Origin of the sequence: Chryseobacterium sp. BLS98 (assembly GCF_001045445.1) — a bacterium.
Classification (GTDB): domain Bacteria; phylum Bacteroidota; class Bacteroidia; order Flavobacteriales; family Weeksellaceae; genus Chryseobacterium.
The window spans coordinates 49,291-72,449 of sequence record NZ_LFNF01000002.1 but is presented as its reverse complement, the minus strand read 5'-3'; the positions used below and the strand labels follow the sequence as shown (position 1 = coordinate 72,449).

Genomic DNA, 23,159 nt, shown 5'->3' with positions numbered 1-23,159 from the left:
ACAAAAAGCAAGGCGAACCCGGAAACATACAGGCTTAAAAAATACATTAACCTTAACGGTCTTCCAGCCAGGTAAAGAAACTATGCGTTTTTTCTTTGTTGATCAGGAGCTTTTCAGGAGTTTCAGTCACCAGTTTTACCAGAATTTTACGCTGAAAATAATGTTCCATTTCTTTGATTGCTTTGAAATTAACCAGATACTGGCGGTTAATCCTGAAAAACTGCTTCCCGGAAACCTGCTCAGCGACCTGCCCGAGGGACTGCGAGAGCTGGAACTGCTCCTTATCAAATGTAACCAGATGGGTAATTTCATTATGGATATAGAAATAGGCAACACTTTCGGTAGCAATCGTGGTATATTTTTGATTTTTGAAAACAAGAAAGCTGCTTTTACCCTCAGGCTGGGTTATTTTCTGTAAAAGAGATCCAATATCGGGAAATTCATTTTTGCTGAAGAATTTTTTTAACTCATCGACTTTTTTCAGGGCTTCGGAAATATCTTCACGGGAAAAAGGTTTCAGTACATAATCCACTCCTTTGCTTTTGAAGGCATCCAGCATATATTGGTCAAAAGCAGTACAGAAAATCACTGGGCATGTAATCTCGACCGCTTTAAAGATTTCAAACGACAACCCGTCAGAAAGCTGGATATCCATAAAAATAAGATCCGGCTGTATATTGGCAGATAAAGCTTCAACACTGGCCTCAATACTGTCATAAACTCCTAGGATTCTGGATTCTGGTTTTAAATCTAAAATAAGGTTCTGGAGGGATTTTGCCGCCCTAAACTCGTCTTCAATGATGATGATATTCATGGATCAAAGGTAATTTTATTTGAAAAGTTTTTTCGTCTGAATATATTTCTATTTCCTGATCCAGCAGATGGCTGAAACGCATTTTTATATTATCAAGGCCTACACCTAAAGATTCTTCTGCTGCAATTTTCCGCTGAATAGGATTCTCAATAACAATTCTGTCTTCAGAGCTGTAGATTCTGATATGAAGTGGCTTGCTTTGGGATACAATATTGTGCTTGATACAGTTTTCTACCAGAAGCTGCAGGGTAAAAGGAGGGATGAGAGTCTTAAGGTCTTCATTTTTAAGCTCATTTGTAAATGATATTCCTTCGCCAAAACGTGCTTTCTGAAGAAAAAGATAAGCCTCTATGATTTTCATTTCTTCCTGCACCGTGATAAGGTCGAGTTTTCTGCTTTCAAGTGTAAATCTGTAAAAGTCAGAAAGTTTAATGATAAAGTCTACCGTCTCGGAATCATGGGTCTCTGCCATCGATTTTAAAGTATTCAGGCTGTTGAAAAGAAAATGGGGATTTACCTGCTGTTTCAGTAATTCATATTGGGCCCCGAGATTGTCACTTTTCACTTTTTCCAGCTCCAGCTGAATCTGCTGGCCTGCATAGTTATTCTGAAGCAGGGTCAGAAACATATAACATACAAGATTGATCAGGATTCCACGGACTTCCACCATCAGCATCACAGGTCCAAAATTGATATGGGACAGAATGAGCTGCTGAATCCAGGCGAGCCCGAACATGATCACCATTCCGAATGCCAGCACAGTCAGCAGCCTTGAATACGAAATATCCTGTCTCCGTTTGCCTTCACTTCGGTTTAAGAAATAAATATTGAGATACCACATTATGATGGAAAATGCCGCCGTTATTGCTGAATTTACCACAGCTTCCTTCCAGTTGAACTCATGGGAGGCCAGCTGGGGTACAGAAGATAAAATTCCCAGGAACAAGGAACTTATCCAGATGATGGCTGGTGAAATTTTTATTTTTTGCTGCTGCATGAAAACAGTGAGGTTTTAAAAGGTGAAATTAATGCTTTTTTAGAAATATAATGGTGAATGTTTAAAAGTGAATTCGCTTTGTCTGTGAATTTTTTTCGCTTAGAAAAATTAACTATTGGCTTTGCACAGGTAAAAATTGATTATTCACAAAAACTACTGAAGCTGAGAAATTCAGCTTCAGTAGTTTTTAAGGTCTCAAGACAGGCTTGTAGCTTATGATATACCGTATCCGTTCTTCTTTATCAGATGCCACAGGTGCCGTGGCTGATGTATTCGTGATCTGATAGGAAATTTTCCCCTTATTATCAGCCTGAAGTGTTTCTACACTAAGTAACTCTCCGGTAATCGTTCCTCCGGTGTATTGCGGATTGTCATGGTACTTCCAGGTAACCAGTTTTATAATAGAATTGTTTTCCAGGTCAGGTTTTCCGCTTGATAATGATGCCAGGGCCTGCGGGTTGCCATACAGTGCGGATGAAGTTTCCTTTTGGGTATTTAATGAGGTGGAAATAAATTTTAAATCTCCGGGGTCAAAAACAATACGCTTTAAATCTTTATCCGGTTCATCAATTTTACAGGCAGTAAACAAAGCGCAGATTGACAAGGTGGTGAATAGTGCTTTTTTCATTATTTCTCAAGGTTTTTAATTAATCTTTCAGTATTGACTTTCATTGGGACATCAAACAGATATCCTGTTTTTTCAGCCAGCTGCCGATGGCAGGCGATGCATGATTCTTTTGCAAATGAGGCTGTTTTACCGGTAGGATGAAGATCATTTCCTGAAAATTTGGCAAATCCCCAACCTTCTGTATCTGTATATTTTTTAGAGTCTTTCACCATAAATTGAGCATTGATAAATTCCCTGGCTCTCACTTCTCCGTCTGCCAATTGTTCCTGCTTCCAAACTGATTTTACAATAACGCTTCCGTCCGGCCAGGGGTGAAAATTTTCCGTTTCAACAGCTTTTACCGCCATATCATTTCCATAAATAACCCTGATGGAGTGGTCGAAAAGGGTGCTCATACTGATCACTTTCCAGTTTTTAAAATCATCCGTATACTTTACGCCGTTGGGCGAAACAGGAAATTTGGATGGAACAGAACCCTGGCTGATTTCAATATTTTGATGCGGATCTTTTTTTTCTTTAACCGTATTGAGGCCGGATAATGAAAGGGTGTATTTTCTGATCGTTTCGATATCTTTTGGGGTTATTTTGGCTGAAGGATGGAGCAGAGTATACTCATGAAGCGGCATTTTTCCGCTTTGCATCATATTTAAAATGGCATACATCTTCCCTTGGTGCTCGGCCGGAGAAACATTCCATTCCGAAAAGTTTAAAACTTCTTTTGCTCTCTTAACGTCTTTGTTCACAGCCCATGAAATAGGAGCCACCTTATCATACCAGCTTAAATTCTGTTCATTGGAGTGGCAGTTAAAGCATGAATTTTCCAGGATGGCAAGCACTTCCTGTGGGGCTTCAATTTTTTTGGCTACAGGCTTTCCTTCCAGAGGTGGGTTGAAAAGCTGTAAGGCAGCAAATATTGCCATAACCGCCAGAAATATGATGGCTATTGGCTTTGCTGTTCTTTTTTTCTTTGATGAGTCCATAACGATATTATTTTTATGGCTCAAAAGTATAGGCTTAAAGGAAATTTTGAAATGTAAAGGTAGGCGAACCGGACAAATCAAACGGTGAAAATGGAATTTTTAAGGGCAAAGAAGAAACTTAACCTACGGAATATTGCAGGACATCTGGGAAATTATTGCTTAAATGACCGATTGGGAGTCTACAGAAGACCTTTGAAATATATAAAAGCATTTAAATAAAAAAGCTCCTTAAAAAAGGAGCTTTCATTTGTATCAATTCAGGAATTAAATTCCGTCAATAATTTCATTTAATACCGTGCTTGGTCTCATTGCTGCATACGTTTTGTATGTGTCGGTTTTGTAGTAACCGTCAATGTTTTGAGGTTTACCCTGAGCACTTATCAGTTCTTCATTAATAACGGCTTCGCTTTCCTTCAATGCTGCTGCAACCGGAGCAAAATGAGCTGCCAGTTCAGCATCTGCTGTCTGGTTAGCTAAAGCTTCTGCCCAGTACATTGCTAAATAGAAGTGAGAGCCTCTGTTATCAATCTGTCCTACTTTTCTTGCAGGAGATTTATCGGTAGCCAGGAATTTAGCATTAGCTTCATCCAGTGCATCAGCTAAAACCTGAGATTTAGTATTTCCCTGTGTTTGAGCCAAATGTTCTAAAGAAGCCTGAAGTGCAAGGAATTCCCCTAGAGAATCCCATCTCAGATAACCTTCTTCCAAGAACTGTTCAATGTGTTTTGGAGCTGAACCTCCTGCACCTGTTTCAAACAAACCTCCTCCGTTCATCAATGGAACAATAGAAAGCATTTTTGCAGAAGTACCCAGTTCAAGGATTGGGAAAAGGTCAGTAAGATAATCTCTCAACACGTTTCCTGAAACAGAAATCGTATCTTTTCCTTCTCTTGCTCTTTTCAGTGTTTCGGTCATCGCATCTTTTACATCAAGGATTCTGATGTCCAGACCTGTTGTATCATGATCTTTAAGGTATTTTTCTACTTTTTTGATGATCTCTCTGTCGTGTGCTCTATCTTTATCTAACCAGAAAATAGCAGGGGTATCAGAAAGTCTGGATCTGTTAACAGCCAGCTTTACCCAGTCCTGGATTGGAGCATCTTTAGTCTGGCACATTCTGAAGATATCTCCTTTTTCTACTTTCTGGGAAAGAAGTACGTTTCCGGCTTCATCCTGAACTTCAATAGTCCCGTCTGCTGTTGCCTGGAAAGTTTTGTCGTGAGAACCATATTCTTCGGCTTTCTGAGCCATTAATCCTACGTTCGGAACAGAGCCCATAGTAGTAGGGTCAAGCTTTCCGTGCGCTTTCATATCATCAATTACAGACTGGTAGAAACCTGCATAAGAACGGTCCGGAATAATACAAACTGTATCTTCTTCGTTTCCATCCTTGTTCCACATTTTTCCTCCGCCTCTTACCAAAGCAGCCATAGAAGCATCAACAATGATGTCAGAAGGAACGTGGAAGTTGGTAATCCCTTTGTCAGAATTTACCATAGCCACTCTTGGTCCGTTGGCTAAAGCTGTTTCAATATCAGCTTTGATTTCAGCTTCCTGAGCATTTCCTTTAATTTTTTCGAAAAGATCGGCAAGACCGTTATTTGGATTAACATCTAAAGACTTGAATGTTTCAGCATATTTAGTGAAAACATCTTTGAAATAAGTCTCTACAATAGCCCCGAAAATAATCGGATCAGAGATCTTCATCATGGTAGCTTTCAGGTGAGCAGAAAGGAGTACGTTTCTGCTTTTAGCCTCATCAATCGCTTTTTGAACGAATGCTTTCAAAGAGTTTAAATTCATTACAGAAGAATCAATTACTTCTCCGGCCTGAAGAGCTGCGAAATCTTTCAGTAAAGTTTCAGCACCGTCGTTACCTTTGAATGTAATTTTGAATTTTGTAGCATTTTCTACGGTAGTTGAAGTTTCAGTTCCGTAGAAATCTCCTCCATCCATGTGTGCAACATCTGTTTTGCTGTCAGAAGCCCAGTCACCCATTCTGTGAGGATTGGCCTTTGCATAGTTTTTAACAGCTTTCGGAGCACGTCTGTCAGAATTTCCTTCTCTTAACACAGGGTTTACCGCACTTCCCAAAACTTTGGCATATTTAGCTTTAATCGCTTTCTCTTCATCATTCTTCGGCTCTGCAGGATAATTGGGAACTGCGAAACCTTTAGACTGTAATTCTGCGATAGCTTCATCAAGCTGAGGAGCTGAAGCTGAAATATTAGGCAATTTGATAATGTTTGCATCGGGCTGAGTGGCCAACTGACCCAATTCTGCCAATGCATCACCAATCTTTTGGTCATCTTTCAAAAACTCAGGGAAGTTGGCTAGAATTCTTCCTGCCAAAGAAATATCCGGGACAGCAATTTCAATGTTTGCGGATTTTGTAAAAGCTTTTACAATAGGTAAAAACGAGTGTGTTGCCAACATTGGAGCCTCATCCGTAAGAGTGTAGTAGATTTTTGATTTGTCTGACATTATACTGTGTATTTATTATTTGATTTTTAAGAATCACAAATTTACTAAATATGATTGTTTTATGAAGGTATTTTAAAATAAAAAAAGAGGCATTGGCCTCTTAAGTTTATATTTGTGTAATTGTATAAGTTCCGGTAGCATCAAAATTGATGTTAAACTCAATCTTGAAATTTTTTGGAACTGAAGTGAGATTCGGAATCAGCATAGGGGTACCGTTGATATCAAGGTTTCCATCATTCAGATTATCTCCCAGAATTTCAGTACCTGTAGATCCTCCCGGAGAAAGACTGATAGTAAATCCTGTGAAATTTGAGGAGGTTACACCAGTGAGATTAAAAGAAAACTTGCTTGTTGCCGGATTGTAGCTTAACGGAGAAACTACCGGAGAACCGGAACCAGTAGTATTTAAACTGATGCCTGGGCTGAAGTTAAATGTTCTTACAGGATTCCCTATAAAGTTCGTAATTTCTATCTTGTAAAATCCGTTGGAAGAAATGTTATAAACACTTCCGTTGGGAACCAAATTAGTCTGGCTGTCCGAACCATAGTTTTGTGCACTCGCATTCTGCGCAGCAATGAACTTGATCTGGGAATTCGCAGGTAAATATTTATACCCTACCTTACTTCCGTCATTTCGCATCAGATCTGCTGAGGTTGCAGTGAAATTATTATAACTTCCGTACATATACAAGTTAGCAGGTAGTTGGGAGGTGGATACTGAACTTACTGGTAAATTCAATGTTCCGGAATCACTTACGTTTAATGTGTAATTAGTGCCATTCGGAGAAACTAAAGTAATTCCCTGACCAGCACCGGTTACAACAGTTTTGCTCACCTGTGCATAAGGAACACTCGTCAGCTGGTTCACACCAACGTTGGTGTAACTGGAACCTCCTTGAGGGTCCATTTCCACTTTTACAAATTTAGTTTTGTTCCCCAGTTAATGCTGCCAAAATTACCGGTAGTAGGGGTTCCCTGGCCAATATTAAGATTAACCAGACCTTTGGCATTGGTGGTTTTATTATGAGTTTCCGTATACAAAACAGTTCCGGTAGCACTGTTTTCCAGAATGCTGATTTTTAAAGAAACATTTCCGTTAGCAATGGGTGCACCCGAAGTATTAAAAGCAATAGTCTGATAGCTGAAAGCCTGTGGAACCTGTGCACTTAGAAGTGTAGCGATAAATAATCCTATTGTAGCGTAAAATTTTTTCATGTTTATGTTTTTAAGGTTTTTTAATGATTTTAATAGGTTTGATGTCGGGATTTTTAAATGAGATCATATAAATCCCGGAATTCAGACTGCGCAGATCCAGTTTCCCATTGTCCGGTTTTATTGTTAAAACAAGTCTTCCCGAAGTATCATACACTTCAGCCTCTTCAATTTTTGTCCTGGAGTTTAAAGTAATGTGAACAAAATCGGTAGTAGGGTTGGGATAAATCTTGACATTGTCTTTTTCAAGTTCTTTAACACCCAGAACCTGCAGAACAGACTGGTAGAACATCCCCATAGTCCCTGAGTTGGCCTGATTGGGATCGGCAGGGATTACATAGATTTCGCCTACGGAATGCGTGAAATTGGTATCAGAAACTGCCCCGGAATTGATGTTGCCGATCACAGACTGAGCGAAACCAAAAACCGGTACCCCGAAGAGCAGGAAAGTAATTTTTTTTCGCATGGTTATTATTTTTTTGGATTGCGAATATAATTAAAATTTGTTTCAGGTAAATTATTGGCAACAGATAAGTTTTTTTATTTTTACTTTAAGAATTATTTAACCTTTCATTGATCTGTAAAGCCTTCTATTTTGAGTAAATTTGAAAAACTAAAAAATAAAATTATGGCAGCAATTACACTTAAAGGAAATCCGGTAAATACAATAGGAACTCTCCCCTCAGTAGGAACAACTGTAAGAGATTTTGCATTGGTAGATTCCAATCTGAATGTGAAACTTCTTTCTGATTTTGACGGTAAAAAGAAAGTATTCAATATTTTTCCAAGTATTGATACGGGAATTTGTGCCGCTTCTGCAAGAAAATTCAACGAAGAAGCTTCGAAACTAGATAATACTGTAGTGATCAATGTTTCCAAAGATCTTCCTTTTGCATTGGGAAGATTCTGTGCAGCGGAAGGTTTAAATAATGTAGAAACCCTTTCAGATTTCAGAAGCAGCTTTGGTGACGATTATGAAGTGACAATTACAGATTCTCCAATGAAAGGATTGTTAAGCCGTGCAGTGATTGTGACGGACGAGAACAATAAAGTTGTTTACACAGAACAGGTTTCAGAAATTGTCCATGAGCCTGACTACAGCGCAGCAATTGATGCCCTGAATAAATAGAAAACAATAATTTTTGCAGAAAGCCTTGCAGACCCTATGTTTTTGCAAGGCTTTTTAGGCATTAAGAATTTCTAAATAATTCCATAATGATCAAAAGAATTGTCGCTAATATAAAAACAGAAGATCTTTCAAAAGCCGATCTTTTTTATCAGGATATTTTAGGTATGAAAATCCTGATGGATCACGGATGGATCAAAACTTTTGGAAATGAGCAGGAAGCTAAAGTTCAGGTCAGTTTTGCTGCTCAGGGCGGAAACAATACGGAAGTTCCTTTACTTTCAATAGAAGTAGACAATGTAGATAAACTCTGTGAGAAAATGAAGCTTGCAGGTTTTGAGATCGTTTACGGAATCACCAATGAAGATTGGGGTGTACGAAGGTTTTTTGTGAAAGACCCGTTTGGAAATCTGATTAATATACTTCAGCATATTTAGTTTGCAATAGGCAATAAGAAATAAAAACCATTAACCATGAAAGCAGAAAAGGTTATTCCGGTATTGAGAATTTTTGATTACAGTAAAACAGTGGAATTCTATATAGACTGGCTCGGTTTTGAGATCGTGTGGGAGCATCATTTCGAAGAAAATACCCCCGTTTATATGGAAGTGAAAAAAGGAAATATTCTCCTTCATTTAAGCGAACATCATGGCGATGGGACTCCCGGCAGCCGTGTATTTATCTGGGGGCAGGGAATTGCTGAATATCATAAAGAGCTGCTGGATAAAAAGTATAAATACAACCGTCCCGGATTGGAGAAAACATTTTATGGAGCAGTATCATTCACTGTAGATGATCCTTTCGGAAATAAAATCATTTTCAATGAAGAATTTGATGAAGAGAAGCATAAAGACCTGGAATTTTTCTCCATTCATTAGTTGAACCAATAGATTTTAATGGATTCAATAGGAACGGGTTTTAGGCCGTTCTTAAAAAAATAATTACCCTATGGCTTTAGCTAAAACTTAATGATTCGGATCATCAAAAAATAATAATATGATAACTACCTTTGTAGAATGAAACGTTCAGGAACTGCAGATCTGCCATTACATTACGGAAAAGTCCCGCCGTGGCTTTACGAAAGGATGTCTGCGCTCGGACTTTCCATTATAGAAGTCATCCTGATGGATTATGGGAAAGATGAGGTTCTCAGAAGACTGGCAGATCCGTTTTGGTTTCAGAGTTTTGGAGCGGTGATGGGCATGGACTGGCATTCTTCAGGGATTACCACATCAGTGATGGGAGCTTTGAAACGTTCCATTAATCCAAATTCAAAATCATTAGGGCTGTATATTTGTGGAGGAAAAGGAAAATTTTCGAAAGAAACCCCTTCAGAGCTTCTTCAGATTGCGGATCAAACAGGCCTCAACGGTCATGAACTGGTAAAAGCCAGCAAACTTTCCGCAAAAGTAGATAATACAGCCATCCAGGATGGTTACCAGCTTTATCTCCATAATTTTATTTTGGCAGACAATGGAAGCTGGAGTGTAGTGCAGCAGGGAATGCACGAGTCCGATGGCACAGCAAGACGCTATCACTGGCATTCGGAAAATATAAAATCATTTGTAGAAGAGCCTCATACAGGAATCAATGGTATTTCAAGAGGGAAAATCCTTAATCTTACCGATGCTGATGCCTCAGAAAACAGGAAAGGAATTCTGGACATTTCGCATACCGATTCCATTGATGTGATGAAAGACTTTTCAAGGTTAATTCTTCCTGCCCACCATGATGTACAGGCTTCAGATGTAGATCTGAAACGTCTGGGAGCCCTTCTGTATGTTACCCGTGAACAGCAGCCTCAAAATTTCGAAGATCTCTTAATGCTGGAAGGAGTAGGTCCGAGGACTATGCAATCCCTGGCGTTAGTCAGTGAAGTGATCCACGGGGCACCTTCAAGGTTTGCGGATCCGGCCAGATTTTCATTTGCCCATGGAGGTAAGGACGGACACCCTTTCCCGGTTCCTACCAAAACCTATGATGAAAGCATCAATATTCTCAGGAAAGGAATAGAAAAATCCAAACTCGGAAACTCCGATAAGCTGAATACCTTAAACAAGCTGCATCAGATTGTAGCTGCTACCGAAAAAGATTTTACTCCTGATTTTGATATCCAGAAGGTTATCGAAGAAGAAAGGCAGAATTCGTTTCGCTTTGGCGGAAAAACGGTTTTTGGAGATGCAGAGCCACCTAAAAATAAGCCCATCCAGCTTTCTTTATTCTGATAAATATCTTGAAGGCTTAATTTATTCTTTAAATTCTTCAAATAACCATAAAATTATAAACTTGCGTATGAAGATACAGCGGGTCTGTGTTTAATTATTTAGAAAGATTAAAAACTACTTCTGGTAAACAGTTAATAGAACTTTATTTATATCATCTATCGATTTTGTTTAATTCGATTTATTACGGATTCAATTAAAAATGATATTTTTAAAACCTTAAAAGACACCAACTCAATGACCAGCAAAGCCTTAGAGATCTGCTACGACTTTCCGTTTTTTATGCACGAAGAGCTTGACGAAATATTCCAGGCTCACGAAAAAGTTTCCTTTCAGAAAGGAGATATGATTCTGCAGGAAGGAAAAACAGCCAACGAATATTATATCCTGGAAAAAGGCCTTGCCCGTTCCTATGTGAATGATTTTAACGGAAATGAGGTAACCACACACTTTTTCGCAGATAACGAGATCATTATTGAGGTTTTATCACTCTTTCAGAGAGTTCCGTCCCAGGAAAACATCATCTGCATTACAGATTGTGAATGCTGGCGCTTCGATTATGAGACCTTTCAGGAACTGTTCCATAAAATACCGAATCTCAGAGAATGGGGAAGGGCGTGGATGTCGAGAGAACTTTTTGTTTACAAACAGCGTTCTGTAGAAATGTTTACCCTTTCCGCTACCAGACGTTATCTTAACCTTTTGGAGCAGAAACCCCAGGTTTTACAGTTTGCACCCCTCAAGCAGGTAGCCTCCTATCTGGGCGTTACAGATACTTCTTTAAGCCGTATCCGCAAAGAAATCGTATCCCATCCAAAGAAAAATTAAATCTTGTCTTATGGCAAGTTGATTTTCATACGGGCTTGGTAATTTTGGTTAAAAGTTTAACACTAAATAATATAATATGAAAATCAATCAGATCTACGTGAACCTTCCGGTGAAGGACGTACAGAAAACAAGAGAATTTTGGACTAAATTAGGTTTTTCTATCGTTGAGGAGATGTGCAATGAAAAAGGCATCTGCGTTGTCATGAAAGAAGACACTATTTATGTCATGTTTTTAACAGAAGAATTTTTCCAGACATTTTCTGAAAGACCGGTTCCAAAAGGCGATACCACCCAGGTGCTTGTAGCCATTGGCCTGAACAGCCGCGAAGAAGTGGACCAGGTAGTCAATACGGCTTTGGAAAACGGAGCCTACCAGCATGAAGAGCCTCAGGATGAAGGATGGATGTATCAAAATTCTTTCTGGGACATCAACGGACATGGGTGGAATGTAATCTTTACAGATGTTTCCCAATTCCCTGCTGAATCTTAAAACCTGTGCTGTCAGAAGGAAAATAATTTAAGCTGATGTATTTCCTGTCTGTAATGCAAAATCACAGGACAAAATAAACCTACTGCTATGGAAACAAAATCAAACGATATTGAAATAGTAAAAGTTCAGGTATTCAGCAATTACAAAGTGATTTCAATGAATATCGACGGCATTACCCATGAAGAATCTATGATTTTTCCAAATGGTGAAGCCAACTGCCTGAACTGGATCCTTGGGCATTTAATCTATATAAGAAATGCATTCCTGAATACTTTGGGAGAAGAATCGGTTTGGGACAATAAGGAATTTTCATTCTACAACAGGGGAGAGATTCCGTTGGAAAGAAAAAACGAATTGATCGCTTTTGAAGACTTAAAGTCTTACCTGCAAAAATCTCAGGACAAACTGGAGCAGAAGCTGATCAGTCTGGAAAGTTTTAATCCCGAAACCATTAATGATATTGCTATTTTCTGCCTTCATGAAATTTACCACAGCGGACAGCTGGGTTATCTCAGAAGAATTTTAGGAAAACCGGGTGCCATCAAATAGCATCAGTACAATAGGCTTTATCCTTAAATATCCCGAAAGGTATCATTTTAAAACAACTAAAAAATCAAACAATGGACACACCAAAATCAAAAAAATTAGAAGTTATTATTCCTGCATACAGAATGCACTCCCAAAGCTTTCTCAATGCGCTGGACGGTATTTCGGAAGAAGATGCTCTGAAAAGAATTGAAGGAAAAACCAACCATATCGTCTGGATGGCAGGCAACTTTGTCAATATGCGTTATGGCTTGGGCTGGGTTTTAGGACTCAGAGATGAAGATCCTAACAGTGAGCTTTTCTTCCAGGGAAAAGCCTTGGACGAAAGCTTCAAATATCCCAGTTTAGATGAGTTGGAGAAAAACTTTCATGATATTTCGCCAAAAGTATACCAGAAACTTTTAGAGGCGACCGATGAAGAACTGGATGAAATTTTTCAGATCGGAATGAATATTCCTTTTGTTCCGGAAACCAAACTCAATTTCGCAGGAATGTGTATAGGCCGTGAGGACTATTTATGCGGACAGATAGGCCTTATGAGAAAAATTCTGGACTATCCGGGTATGAAGTATGATGTAGATGAAAATTTGAAATATTAAGGAATGGAACCTAAAGAAAAAGGCTATCATCTGGTCAACGGAATCCGGATGTACTATGAAATCTACGGCTCGGGAAAGCCTTTGGTGCTTGTCCATGGCGGAGGTTCCTCAATCCTATTTGATTTTAAAGAAATTATCTCCAGGCTTGAAAACCGTTTTCAGCTGATAGGTATTGATCTGCAGAACCACGGAATGACAGATCACCGCGATATTCCCGAAACCTTTGAGCAGGATGCTCATGATGTTGCTGCTCTTTTAAAAGAACTTTCCATTGAAAAAGCTTCATTCATGGGATTCAGCAACGGAGGGAATACAGTGATGCAGATTGCCCATCTTTACCCTGAAATAACCGAAAAGATCATTGTTGCCTCTTCATTTTACAAAAGAAGTGGGATGATGGACGGGTTTTTCGAAATCATGAACGAAGCTACGCTGGAATCAATGCCGGAACCCCTTAAAATCAATTTCCTTAATCTCAATCCGGATTTTTCAAAGCTGCAGAACATGTTTGAAAAAGACAGCAAAAGAATGCAGACATTTGAAGACTGGGACGAAAAAATATTAACATCTATAAAAGCCTCGGTATTTTTCATCAGTGGAGATAAAGATGTGATGAAGCCAGAGCATGTTGTAGAAATGTGGAGACTGGTTCCCGGATCTCAGCTTATGATCCTTCCGGCGGGCCATGGCTCATATATGATGGCAGATTTCGAAGGAAATAAGGATTCTGATCTGATCGATCTGACAGTTAATGAAATCATTAAATTTTTAAACCATTAAAAGTATAAGGCTGTAAGGTAATTAGACAAAATCTTAATATTCTTAACAGCTTAATTCACTCTTAATGGTTCAAATTAAATTTTCACGGCCTCTGCCAGGTGAAATGGTTTTTCGGCGACATACCCAGTGATAATATAAGCACTTAGCGATCTCAGTATTAAACTAAAACATAAAATAATTAATAATAACATTTAAAAATCAGAAATCATGGCTAAATTAAATCCATACCTAAATTTTGACGGAAAAGCAGAAGAAGCTTTCAACTTTTACAAATCTGTTTTCGGAGGAGAATTCCTTGGTGAAGTTCACAAAATGGGAAATGCTCCCGGAACCGAAAATTTATCCGAAGAAGATAAAAACAGGGTGATGCATATAGCTTTACCCATCGGAGGCGATCTTCTGATGGCTTCAGATATTGTTCCTGCATTCGGGCAGACCCTTAATGTGGGAAATAACAATTATGTATCCATTTTCCCGGAATCGAAAGAGGAAGCCGACAGGCTTTTTAAAGGTCTTTCTGAAGGGGGAAATATAGAAATGCCTATTGAAGACCAGTTCTGGGGCGATTATTTCGGAAGCTTCCAGGACAAATACGGAGTTCATTGGATGGTGAACTATAGCGAAGGATACGCAAAATAATCTTATCTTTAACTAAAGAATGAGGGCAGTCCAGCCCGGGCTGCCTTTTTACAACGATTTTAAAAATAGAAACTATGGACCCGATTAAGATAGACATAACAATTTTAGCCCCGGTAGAAAAAGTCTGGAATTATTTCAATGATCCCAAACACATCACGAAGTGGAATTTTGCCCATGAATCCTGGGAATGTCCCAGTTCAGAAAATGATCTGCGGGTAGGAGGAAAATTTAAGACCAGAATGGAGGCAAAAGATAAAAGTTTTGGTTTCGATTTCGAAGGAATCTACGATGAGGTAATTCCAAATTCCAGTATCAAATACCATATGGAAGACGGCCGGAAAGTGGAAGTCATTTTCGACAAGATGGACGAAAACACGACCAAAGTGATCGAAATTTTCGATCCTGAAAAGCAAAATTCTGTGGAAATGCAGCGGGACGGCTGGTATGCTATCCTTAATAATTTTCACAAGTATGTTGAAAATCATTAAAATACACATTAGCAGTCATGATAAATCTGGTTATAATGGCAAAATGTCTAAGCTCCATTTGTGCTGTTAATCATGTCGTTAAAAATAATAATTTCCTTTATGGCATTATTGCAGTGCCGGCAAGAAGAGCTTTGGAAAGAGAAAAAATTGACTCTCTTGAAAAACTTTCGGATTATTCTGAACAGGAGATCATGAATCTTCATGGTTTCGGAAGGAATACCATGCAGAAACTGAAAAGTCATATGAAAGAACATCACGTTTCTTTCAAAAGCTGATCATTATACATCCGAGAATTTCATCATTCCCGGATCGGCAATGACCAAAAAAACTATATGTACCACCTTAAAATTAATAGTATGAATAACGATATTTTTCCTTGTCTCTGGTTTGATACAGAATCAAAAGAGGCCGCAGAATTCTATTGTCAGGTTTTTGACGGGAAGATTACTGCAGATACTCCCGTTGTAATGAATATTGACCTTTTCGGGCAGAAATTAATGCTCCTGAACGGAGGTCCTCATTTTACAAAGAACCCGTCAGTTTCCTTTATGGTCATCTGCAAAACAGAAGAAGAGGTTCAGCAATACTGGGACCAATTGATAGAAGGAGGAATTGCTCTTATGGCCCTGGATTCCTATTCGTGGAGCAAAAAATACGGATGGGTTCAGGATAAATACGGGGTTACCTGGCAGCTGTTCCTGGGAGATAAGCCGGAATCGCAGAGAATTGTTCCTACCCTGATGTTCATTCATCAGAATAACGGAAAAGCAAAAGAAGCGATGGAATTTTATACCCAAACTTTTCCCAATTCAGGCATTGGAAATATTTTGAAATATGGTGACGGCGGTGAAGGTCATTCTATATCTGAACCGGCTGAAAACGTACAGCATGCCCAGTTTACCATTGATGGCTACAGTTTCTTCTGCATGGATAATTCTTACGATCACCAGTTTGATTTTAATGAAGGAATTTCCATTGTGATCATGACGGATAGCCAGGAAGAGACCGATCATCTTTGGAATACCCTTATTTCAGAGGGAGGAAGAGAAAGCATGTGCGGCTGGCTGAAAGACAGATATGGACTGAGCTGGCAAATTGTTCCCAAAAGACTTATCCAGCTGATGAATGATTCCGATCAGGAAAAAAGCCAGAAAGTGGTTCAGGCCATGATGAAAATGCAGAAAATTGTTATAAAGGATCTGGAAGAAGCTTATAATTCTTAATGACAAAAAGGCTAAAAAGTAAATTTGCCTTTTACTCTTTTATTTTTCATAATAACTTCAAAATCTAAAAGTGATGAACAATAATATCTTTCCATGTATTTTATTTAATGGAGACGCCGGAAAATCAGCAGATTTTTACTGTAAGATATTCAACGGCAAAGTAACAGCAGATACACAGATTGTTATCAATATTGAACTTTTCGGACAGACGATCATGCTTCTTAATGGCCCGGAGAAGGAGAAAAATCCTTCAGTGTCCTTTATGGTGATCTGTGATAGTGAAGACGAAGTACAAAAGTATTGGGACCAGCTGAAGGACGGAGGAACCGCCATGATGGATCTCGGCTCCTATCCGTGGAGTAAGAAATATGGCTGGATCAGGGACCGTTACGGAGTAACCTGGCAGTTGTTTTTAGGTGAAAAATCAAGCGACCAGAAATTGGTGCCAACCCTTATGTTTATCCATCAGAATAACGGAAAAGCGGCAGAAGCCATGAAGTTTTATACTAAAACTTTTCCTAATTCAATGATCGGAAATATCTCAAAATATAAAGATGGAGGAGAATCCGGTGAAGATCCGGAACATATAATGCACGCCCATTTCACCATTGATGGCTATAGCATGTTCTGTATGGATAGTTCCCACGATCACCAGTTCGATTTTAATGAGGGGATTTCAATGGTGGTCATGACAGACGGTCAGGAAGAAACAGACTATTTCTGGAACAGCCTTTCCAGCGAAGGTGGAAGTGAGGAAGTTTGCGGCTGGGTAAAAGATAAATACGGACTAAGCTGGCAGATCTTTCCCAGACAATCGATGAAACTGATCAGTGATCCTGATAAAGACAAGGTGAACAAAGTGATTCAGGCTATTATGAAAATGAAGAATATTATCATAAAAGATCTGGAAGAGGCTTATAATTCATAAAGTTAAAATAAAAATGCAGTTGTTTTAATTCGCTGTTTTTCCGTTTTCTTGTTTCTTTATGCCTGTTTCGGCTTGCTGTTTGATGTGATGTATAAAAGATTTGCTTATGAAAACACAGAACAAGTCACAATCCAAATCAAAAGTGCCTAAGGAAGGTCTTCTTCCTGAAATCATCAGGAACAATTATCTGGGAAGCCGGAAACTCAAAGGAAAGAAAGCAGTCATCTCCGGTGGCGACAGTGGAATAGGTCAGGCTGTAGCCGTTCACTTTGCAAGAGAAGGAGCCGATGTTGCAGTTATTTATAAAGAAAGTGATGACGATGCCGGAGAAACCCAAAAACTGGTTGAGAAAGAAGGGCAACAATGCATTCTCATCAAAGGTGACCTCACGAAGAAAGCATTCCGGTCAAAATGTGTGGAGAAAATAAAAAATGCCTGGAATAGTCTGGATGTCCTGGTTAATAATGCAGGAATTCACACCTCTAAAAACAGCCTTGAAAAAATCTCTGATGAACAGATCGTGGAGACTTTTAATACCAATATCATTTCCATGATTTCTTTAACGAGAGACTTTTTACCGCTGATCGGTGACGGCGGCCGGATTATTTGTACTACATCGGTTACAGCATACAGGGGAAGCGATCACCTCATTGACTATGCAGCCACTAAAGGAGCTATTCTATCATTTATCCGTTCCCTTTCGGCTAATCTTGCTGAGAAAAAAATCTTGGTCAACGGAATTGCTCCGGGTCCCATATGGACACCTCTTGTGAAAGAAACCTTTGATGATCTTTCGACATTCGGAAAAGATACCCCTTTGAAGCGGGCAGGACAACCCTCAGAAGTTGCACCGGCCTATGTTTTCCTTGCCTCTGAAGATGCCAGTTACATTACCGGCGAAGTGATTCATATTAACGGCGGAGACTTTGTAGGCGGATAAGCAAGAACTTAGAAACCAAAGTAAAAATCAGAACCTCAGGAAGTAAACTTTGGAATCTTATCTGAAATCTGACGTCTGAAATCTAAACATCTAAATAAAAAAACAATGCAGAAAATATTTTTTGAAATTCAAATTGATGCGGCTTCTGAGAAAGTGTGGGACGTCCTTTGGAGTGATATTACCTACAGGCAGTGGACTACTGCATTTATGGAAGGTTCTTTTTACATGGGCAGTTTTGAAGAAGGAAACATCATCAAATTTTTTGATCCCAACAATAATGGGATGTACAGCCGTGTTGAAAAAAACATAGCCAATAAAGAAATGAAATTCCTGCACCTCGGAGAGATTTATAATGGGGTAGAAAATGAACAGAATTGGGGAGAAGCTACAGAAGCCTATATTTTAGAGGAAATCCCTACAGGAACCCTATTGAAAATTGAAATCAATACCCCTGAAGAATTTAAGGATTTTTTTGAGGAAAAATTTCCGACGGCTTTGGGAATTGTAAAAAATCTTTCAGAAAACCAATTATAAAAAAACAACCACAAAATCTAAAATATGGAAACCTTATCGTACGAAATAGAAATCAATGCATCGCTGCAGAAAGTCTGGGATGTTCTTTGGGATCCCGGTACTTATGCTGAATGGACCCAGTTCTTCGGTCCAGGCTCTGAAATGAAATCCGACTGGAAAGTTGGAGGGAAAACCTATTTCCTTAATGGAGAAGGTGAAGGAATGGTATCAACCATTGACAGCCTTGATGAACCCCATCAAATTATTTTCAAACATTTGGGAATGGTAGATAAGGAAGGAAACGAAGATACAAGGAGCAAGGAAGTAATGGAATGGAGCGGTTGTTTCGAAAAATATATCCTTATTGACCTGGACGGAAAAACAAAGCTGCATGCAGAAGTGCAGACCGAAAAAGATTGGGAGGAACATATGAACACAGGATTTACGAAAGGACTGGAAATAGTGAAAAATCTTGCCGAAAATAAATAAATTGTTATTCTAATAATAATAAAAAAACCACATAGACTTTCAAAACCTGTGTGGTTTTTTTATATATTGAAGAGGTGTATTGTAAAAATGATTTAATCCAGTAAATAAATAAAAACATGAAATTATTAACGATCCTTTTCGCAACATTTATTCTTGCTTTAGTGGGAACTTATATCGCTCAGGGAAAACCTGATTTTTTATTTTCAGGAAATCTGGGAATGGCTGTGTTTATAATATTCACAGGATTTTCCCATTTTAAATTCCAGAAAGGGATGGCGATGATGATTCCTGATTTTATTCCCGGCAAAATGTTCTGGGTATACTTTACGGGACTTCTTGAAATTGCGGCGGGAATAGGCCTGATGATTCCGTCCATAAGAGAAACTACAGCGATACTGCTGATTATATTTTATGTTTTGGTATTTATTGCTAACATTAATTCGTCCAGGAAAAATATCAATATTTTCAAAGCAGATTATACGGGGCCTGGTATGAATTATCTTTACAGGGAAAGAGTTCCCATGCAGCTTATTTTAATAGCCTGGACCTGGTACTTCGGAATCTATATGAATTAGGTTTTTTTTAAATTATGTATACGAACTTTTGTAATTTATGTAACATTTTGGCGGGAGAGCTGTCCTATTATATAAGGTTTTAATTGTTTTAAAATCTGTGACAGAGAAAATTAACCATCCAAAATATGAATTATGAACTTTAACACTAAAATTTTTGGTACGGCTCAGATCGTACTGTCAGCAATTATGATTAATGCACAGACTTCAACGGCCAAGCTGCCGGGCGATCCTACGCTTCCATCTACCAAAGCGAACCTTGAAAAATTGGTCTCTTATGACAAAGGAAACTTTAAATATAAAGTAGAAGACTATTTTGCAAGACCTAACGCTTCACAGTTTAAAATCTCCCCGGACGGACAGTATCTGTCCTATAAGGAAAAAGATAAGGACAAGAAGAATCATGTCTATGTAAAAGAGCTCAAAACAGGTAAGGTATCCAAAGCTATTGTTGAAAAAGATGATCTTATCAAAAGTTATGGTTGGCTTGGCAACAAACGTCTTTTCTTTACCCAGGATAAAGGAGGAAATGAAAATATCCATCTTTATGCAGCTGATATTGACGGAAAAAACCTCAAAGACCTTACTCCTTTTGACGGAATTACATTAGGGACCGTAAAGCTTATAAAAGATACGGATTTTGTTGTGGTGACTATGAATAAAAACAACAAGCAGATATTTGAGCCTTATAAAATCAATTTCAATACAGGTGAAATGACCCAGCTGTATGAAAATAAAGATGTGAACAGTCCTATTGATGATTACATGTTTGATAAGGACGGAAACCTCAGAGGATATACAGTTCTTGAAAACGGATTAACGACAAAAACTTACTATAAAGACCTGCAGACAGGGAAATTTAACCTCCTGAAATCCACAGACTGGAAAGACACCTTTTACATCATAGGGCTTAATGATCATTCTAAAAACAAGGATGAAGCTTATGTGGTAACCAATCTGGACAGCGATAAATCCAGGATTGTACTCTATGATCTGAAAAAAAATGCATTAATCAGAGAAGTGTATTCCAATCCGGTCTTTGATGTAAACTCTATAAGCGTTGCCGGTAAAAACAGGAATTACGAACTGGATTATATCAGCTATGACGGTATTAAAAACGAAACGGTTCCGGTAAGTAAATTTTATAAAGAAATTGATGATCAGCTGAAAGCCGAATTTAAAGATAAACAGTTTTCCATCGTTTCTTCCGATGATAATAACGAAAAACTACTGGTTTATGTAGGCAGCGATAAGCTCTATGGCGCTTACTACGAATATGATACAAAAAATAAAAAAATAAGCCTTCTTTACAACCTGATGCCTCAGCTGAAAGAAGAAGATATGGCGGAAATGAGACCTATTGAATTCAAAAGCAGGGACGGACTCACGATTCATGGCTATATAACCCTTCCCAAAGCCGCTCTTGAAGGTAAAAAAGTACCTCTGATTGTTAATCCACACGGAGGTCCGCAGGGAATCCGGGATCAATGGGGATTCAATCCTGAAACCCAGCTCTTCGCAAGCAGAGGATATGCAACCCTTCAGGTGAACTTCAGAATTTCAGGAGGATACGGAAAAGAATTCCAGAAATCAGGATATAAGCAGATCGGAAGAAAAGCAATGGACGATGTGGAAGATGGAGTAAAATATGCTATTGAGCAAGGCTGGATAGATAAAGATAAGATCGCTATCTATGGAGGAAGCCATGGTGGTTATGCTACGCTGATGGGACTTATCAAGACTCCTGATCTCTATGCTTGTGGTGTGGATTATGTAGGCGTATCCAATATTTTTACTTTCTTCGATTCCTTCCCGGAATACTGGAAGCCTTACAAAGAAATGGTAAAGCAGATCTGGTACGACTTAGATAACCCGGAAGAAGCAAAAATAGCCAAAGAAGTTTCCCCTGTCTTCCAGATTGATAAAATCAGGAAACCTTTATTTGTAGTACAGGGAGCCAATGACCCAAGGGTTAACATCAATGAATCCGACCAGATTGTAAAAGCAATGCGTGCAAAAGGGTTTGAAGTTCCCTATCTGGTAAAATATGATGAAGGACACGGATTCGGAAAAGAACCGAACAGGTTGGAGCTATACAAATATATGTTGGGCTTCTTCGCAGAGAACTTCAATAAGTAAAAAATAATTATAATACAAAAACGGAAGGCGAAAGTCTTCCGTTTTTTGTTTGGAGAGTAGGGATAACACTATTTAACATTATATAACGGTGTGATAACTCATTGATAATTATTTATCCCGGAAGTTTGTAGTATAAAAAAAATTATTTATGAAAAATAGAATATTTACATTTATTCTTTTTATTATTTTTTCGGCTTCTCTTCAAGCACAGTCTGAAGCGGATTATAAACCGGCTTTAGAGACTCTTTTTAATGCTTTTAAAGAACGGAATTATGATTTGTTAAAACCTCTTCTTGATCCTAATACCAAAATTGCCGATTTTCCAAAAGGAATGAATGATAGGATTATTCCTCAAATAATGGCCCAATTGCCAACTCCTTTTTCATATTCTGTGATAGGGAAAGTAGAGGAAAAAGACGGGCTACGTATTAAAGTTTTTTACAGTACCATTAATGGGGCGATGGAAAAAAGTTTTTTATTTAATAATCAGGGAAAAATTATTGATTTTGATGTATTGGAAGGAGCTTCGGTAATGAAAAAGCAGTTTTCCCAATTAACCTCCCGACCTGATAGGGTTGAAATCCCTTTTCAGATACATAATGGGATTATCTATGTGAACGTTTTACTTAACGGAAAAGAAGAAAAATTTATTCTTGATAGTGGTGCACCTTCACTAATTTTAAACTCAGACTTAAAAATTGTAAAAAATATGCCTGAAGCGAGTTCTAAAAAAAGTATTGCTGCAAAAGGTGTGGGAGGTGCTATAAAAAATATTAATGAGGTTCATATTAATGTATTTAACTGGAACGGAATTGAAATTAAGGATGCCAAAGTTTTGACTATGCCTTTGTCTCATGTAGGAAAATATCCATTTACAGGACTTATAGGTTATGACGTATTTAAAGATTACAAGCTGACATTTGATTATAAAAAAAGAATCATTACTGCAACGTTAAATAAGGAGGCTGAGGAGTATGGAAAGCTACTGGCAACTATTCCATTTGAAATGGAGCATCATCTGCCGGTGTTTCGTATAGATATAAATGGAAAAACATATAAAATGGGTCTTGATACAGGAGCTTCTGCAAATCTTCTTTACGAAAAATATACCGAAGAAATAAAGAACTTCATAAAAAATGATAATAAGGCTTTAATTTTAGGAGCTGCAAATGGGGTGAATGCAAGGCAGGGAAAGATTAAGACATTGAAAATAGGTGATCTTGAATATAAAGACATGTCTTTTGCCTTCGAGAATAATACTTTGGATCAGATTAACGACGGATATAAGGCTGATATTGATGGATTGCTGGGATATGAATTTTTGAGGCAGCATGTAACGACAGTAGATTTTATTTCTAAAGAGATTAGAATATATAGTGGAACCTGAAATATGTTATAAGCAATAGTGATGGTTAATTTGATAACATACCAATTATTTTATTACTTTTTTTTAGCCGTTATCAGAAATTTTTCTAAAATACTCTGAATCTAAAGCTGTATATCATAACACAAGCTTTCAAAA

At 38.3% G+C, this 23,159-nt stretch carries 29 protein-coding genes; 21 read left to right on the top strand and 8 right to left on the bottom strand.

Going from position 1 to position 23,159, the window contains the following annotated elements; all coding sequences use genetic code 11:
* Positions 1 to 52: 52 nt before the first annotated feature.
* The 4 genes from ACM40_RS05295 to ACM40_RS05280 all read right to left on the bottom strand — a co-directional run bounded on the left by ACM40_RS05295 (position 53) and on the right by ACM40_RS05280 (position 3,419).
* Positions 53 to 814, bottom strand: coding sequence for a LytR/AlgR family response regulator transcription factor (locus ACM40_RS05295; RefSeq protein WP_048501809.1), 762 nt, complete (start codon positions 812 to 814; stop codon positions 53 to 55).
* Positions 795 to 1,811 (bottom strand): sensor histidine kinase, encoded by a 1,017-nt coding sequence (locus ACM40_RS05290; protein ID WP_048501808.1) that lies wholly within the window; start codon positions 1,809 to 1,811, stop codon positions 795 to 797. Before ACM40_RS05290 ends, ACM40_RS05295 begins: the two co-directional genes overlap by 20 nt.
* A gap of 187 nt (positions 1,812 to 1,998) precedes the next feature.
* Positions 1,999 to 2,439, bottom strand: a complete 441-nt coding sequence (locus ACM40_RS05285; protein WP_048501807.1) for a hypothetical protein — start codon at positions 2,437 to 2,439, stop codon at positions 1,999 to 2,001.
* Positions 2,439 to 3,419: a heme-binding domain-containing protein gene (locus ACM40_RS05280; protein ID WP_048501806.1), complete on the bottom strand. Its 981-nt coding sequence runs from the start codon at positions 3,417 to 3,419 to the stop codon at positions 2,439 to 2,441. Before ACM40_RS05280 ends, ACM40_RS05285 begins: the two co-directional genes overlap by 1 nt.
* A 90-nt stretch (positions 3,420 to 3,509) precedes the next feature.
* Here ACM40_RS05280 and ACM40_RS20805 point away from each other — a divergent pair, with 90 nt between their 5' ends.
* Positions 3,510 to 3,638, top strand: a complete 129-nt coding sequence (locus ACM40_RS20805) for a hypothetical protein (protein ID WP_262483708.1) — start codon at positions 3,510 to 3,512, stop codon at positions 3,636 to 3,638.
* Positions 3,639 to 3,683: 45 nt separating this feature from the next.
* Here ACM40_RS20805 and ACM40_RS05275 read toward each other — a convergent pair whose 3' ends face one another.
* The 4 genes from ACM40_RS05275 to ACM40_RS05265 all read right to left on the bottom strand — a co-directional run bounded on the left by ACM40_RS05275 (position 3,684) and on the right by ACM40_RS05265 (position 7,581).
* Complete coding sequence (locus ACM40_RS05275; RefSeq protein WP_048501805.1) at positions 3,684 to 5,903, bottom strand: NADP-dependent isocitrate dehydrogenase; 2,220 nt, start codon at positions 5,901 to 5,903, stop codon at positions 3,684 to 3,686.
* Positions 5,904 to 6,009: 106 nt separating this feature from the next.
* The gene (locus ACM40_RS20165; RefSeq protein ID WP_131705331.1) at positions 6,010 to 6,810 is read right to left on the bottom strand and encodes a hypothetical protein; all 801 of its coding nucleotides are present in this window, start codon (positions 6,808 to 6,810) and stop codon (positions 6,010 to 6,012) included.
* 8 nt (positions 6,811 to 6,818) lie between these two features.
* Positions 6,819 to 7,118 (bottom strand): hypothetical protein, encoded by a 300-nt coding sequence (locus ACM40_RS05270; RefSeq protein ID WP_053077096.1) that lies wholly within the window; start codon positions 7,116 to 7,118, stop codon positions 6,819 to 6,821.
* Positions 7,119 to 7,128: 10 nt separating this feature from the next.
* Complete coding sequence (locus tag ACM40_RS05265; protein ID WP_048501804.1) at positions 7,129 to 7,581, bottom strand: T9SS type A sorting domain-containing protein; 453 nt, start codon at positions 7,579 to 7,581, stop codon at positions 7,129 to 7,131.
* 162 nt (positions 7,582 to 7,743) lie between these two features.
* Here ACM40_RS05265 and tpx point away from each other — a divergent pair, with 162 nt between their 5' ends.
* The 20 genes from tpx to ACM40_RS05165 all read left to right on the top strand — a co-directional run bounded on the left by tpx (position 7,744) and on the right by ACM40_RS05165 (position 23,024).
* A complete protein-coding gene (tpx, locus tag ACM40_RS05260) occupies positions 7,744 to 8,244 on the top strand; it encodes a thiol peroxidase (protein WP_048501803.1) in 501 nt (166 codons plus the stop codon).
* 86 nt (positions 8,245 to 8,330) lie between these two features.
* The gene (locus tag ACM40_RS05255) at positions 8,331 to 8,678 is read left to right on the top strand and encodes a VOC family protein (protein WP_228376142.1); all 348 of its coding nucleotides are present in this window, start codon (positions 8,331 to 8,333) and stop codon (positions 8,676 to 8,678) included.
* Positions 8,679 to 8,714: 36 nt separating this feature from the next.
* A complete protein-coding gene (locus ACM40_RS05250; RefSeq protein ID WP_048501801.1) occupies positions 8,715 to 9,119 on the top strand; it encodes a glyoxalase superfamily protein in 405 nt (134 codons plus the stop codon).
* Between the two features lie 138 nt (positions 9,120 to 9,257).
* Positions 9,258 to 10,466, top strand: a complete 1,209-nt coding sequence (locus ACM40_RS05245; RefSeq protein WP_048501800.1) for a DUF763 domain-containing protein — start codon at positions 9,258 to 9,260, stop codon at positions 10,464 to 10,466.
* A gap of 234 nt (positions 10,467 to 10,700) precedes the next feature.
* Positions 10,701 to 11,291, top strand: coding sequence for a Crp/Fnr family transcriptional regulator (locus tag ACM40_RS05240; RefSeq protein WP_048501799.1), 591 nt, complete (start codon positions 10,701 to 10,703; stop codon positions 11,289 to 11,291).
* 76 nt (positions 11,292 to 11,367) lie between these two features.
* Positions 11,368 to 11,781, top strand: a complete 414-nt coding sequence (locus ACM40_RS05235; protein WP_048501798.1) for a VOC family protein — start codon at positions 11,368 to 11,370, stop codon at positions 11,779 to 11,781.
* Between the two features lie 87 nt (positions 11,782 to 11,868).
* The gene (locus ACM40_RS05230; RefSeq protein ID WP_048501797.1) at positions 11,869 to 12,330 is read left to right on the top strand and encodes a hypothetical protein; all 462 of its coding nucleotides are present in this window, start codon (positions 11,869 to 11,871) and stop codon (positions 12,328 to 12,330) included.
* A gap of 71 nt (positions 12,331 to 12,401) precedes the next feature.
* Complete coding sequence (locus tag ACM40_RS05225) at positions 12,402 to 12,926, top strand: hypothetical protein (RefSeq protein WP_048501796.1); 525 nt, start codon at positions 12,402 to 12,404, stop codon at positions 12,924 to 12,926.
* Positions 12,927 to 12,929: 3 nt separating this feature from the next.
* Positions 12,930 to 13,706, top strand: coding sequence for an alpha/beta fold hydrolase (locus tag ACM40_RS05220; RefSeq protein WP_048501795.1), 777 nt, complete (start codon positions 12,930 to 12,932; stop codon positions 13,704 to 13,706).
* Between the two features lie 207 nt (positions 13,707 to 13,913).
* A complete protein-coding gene (locus tag ACM40_RS05215) occupies positions 13,914 to 14,345 on the top strand; it encodes a VOC family protein (RefSeq protein WP_048501794.1) in 432 nt (143 codons plus the stop codon).
* A gap of 74 nt (positions 14,346 to 14,419) precedes the next feature.
* Positions 14,420 to 14,833 (top strand): SRPBCC family protein, encoded by a 414-nt coding sequence (locus tag ACM40_RS05210; RefSeq protein ID WP_048501793.1) that lies wholly within the window; start codon positions 14,420 to 14,422, stop codon positions 14,831 to 14,833.
* Positions 14,834 to 14,868: 35 nt separating this feature from the next.
* Complete coding sequence (locus tag ACM40_RS05205) at positions 14,869 to 15,108, top strand: DNA-directed RNA polymerase subunit alpha C-terminal domain-containing protein (protein WP_048502830.1); 240 nt, start codon at positions 14,869 to 14,871, stop codon at positions 15,106 to 15,108.
* Between the two features lie 81 nt (positions 15,109 to 15,189).
* A complete protein-coding gene (locus ACM40_RS05200; protein ID WP_048501792.1) occupies positions 15,190 to 16,056 on the top strand; it encodes a VOC family protein in 867 nt (288 codons plus the stop codon).
* A 73-nt stretch (positions 16,057 to 16,129) separates the two neighbouring features.
* Entirely contained in the window at positions 16,130 to 16,984 is an 855-nt protein-coding gene (locus ACM40_RS05195; RefSeq protein ID WP_048501791.1) for a VOC family protein, read from the top strand.
* 106 nt (positions 16,985 to 17,090) lie between these two features.
* Complete coding sequence (locus tag ACM40_RS05190) at positions 17,091 to 17,924, top strand: SDR family oxidoreductase (protein ID WP_048501790.1); 834 nt, start codon at positions 17,091 to 17,093, stop codon at positions 17,922 to 17,924.
* Positions 17,925 to 18,029: 105 nt separating this feature from the next.
* Positions 18,030 to 18,458: an ATPase gene (locus tag ACM40_RS05185; RefSeq protein ID WP_048501789.1), complete on the top strand. Its 429-nt coding sequence runs from the start codon at positions 18,030 to 18,032 to the stop codon at positions 18,456 to 18,458.
* 24 nt (positions 18,459 to 18,482) lie between these two features.
* The gene (locus ACM40_RS05180; RefSeq protein ID WP_048501788.1) at positions 18,483 to 18,926 is read left to right on the top strand and encodes an SRPBCC family protein; all 444 of its coding nucleotides are present in this window, start codon (positions 18,483 to 18,485) and stop codon (positions 18,924 to 18,926) included.
* A gap of 116 nt (positions 18,927 to 19,042) precedes the next feature.
* The gene (locus ACM40_RS05175) at positions 19,043 to 19,501 is read left to right on the top strand and encodes a membrane protein (protein WP_048501787.1); all 459 of its coding nucleotides are present in this window, start codon (positions 19,043 to 19,045) and stop codon (positions 19,499 to 19,501) included.
* Between the two features lie 132 nt (positions 19,502 to 19,633).
* Complete coding sequence (locus ACM40_RS05170) at positions 19,634 to 21,637, top strand: alpha/beta hydrolase family protein (RefSeq protein ID WP_048501786.1); 2,004 nt, start codon at positions 19,634 to 19,636, stop codon at positions 21,635 to 21,637.
* 148 nt (positions 21,638 to 21,785) lie between these two features.
* Entirely contained in the window at positions 21,786 to 23,024 is a 1,239-nt protein-coding gene (locus ACM40_RS05165; protein WP_048501785.1) for a retropepsin-like aspartic protease, read from the top strand.
* Positions 23,025 to 23,159: the final 135 nt, after the last annotated feature.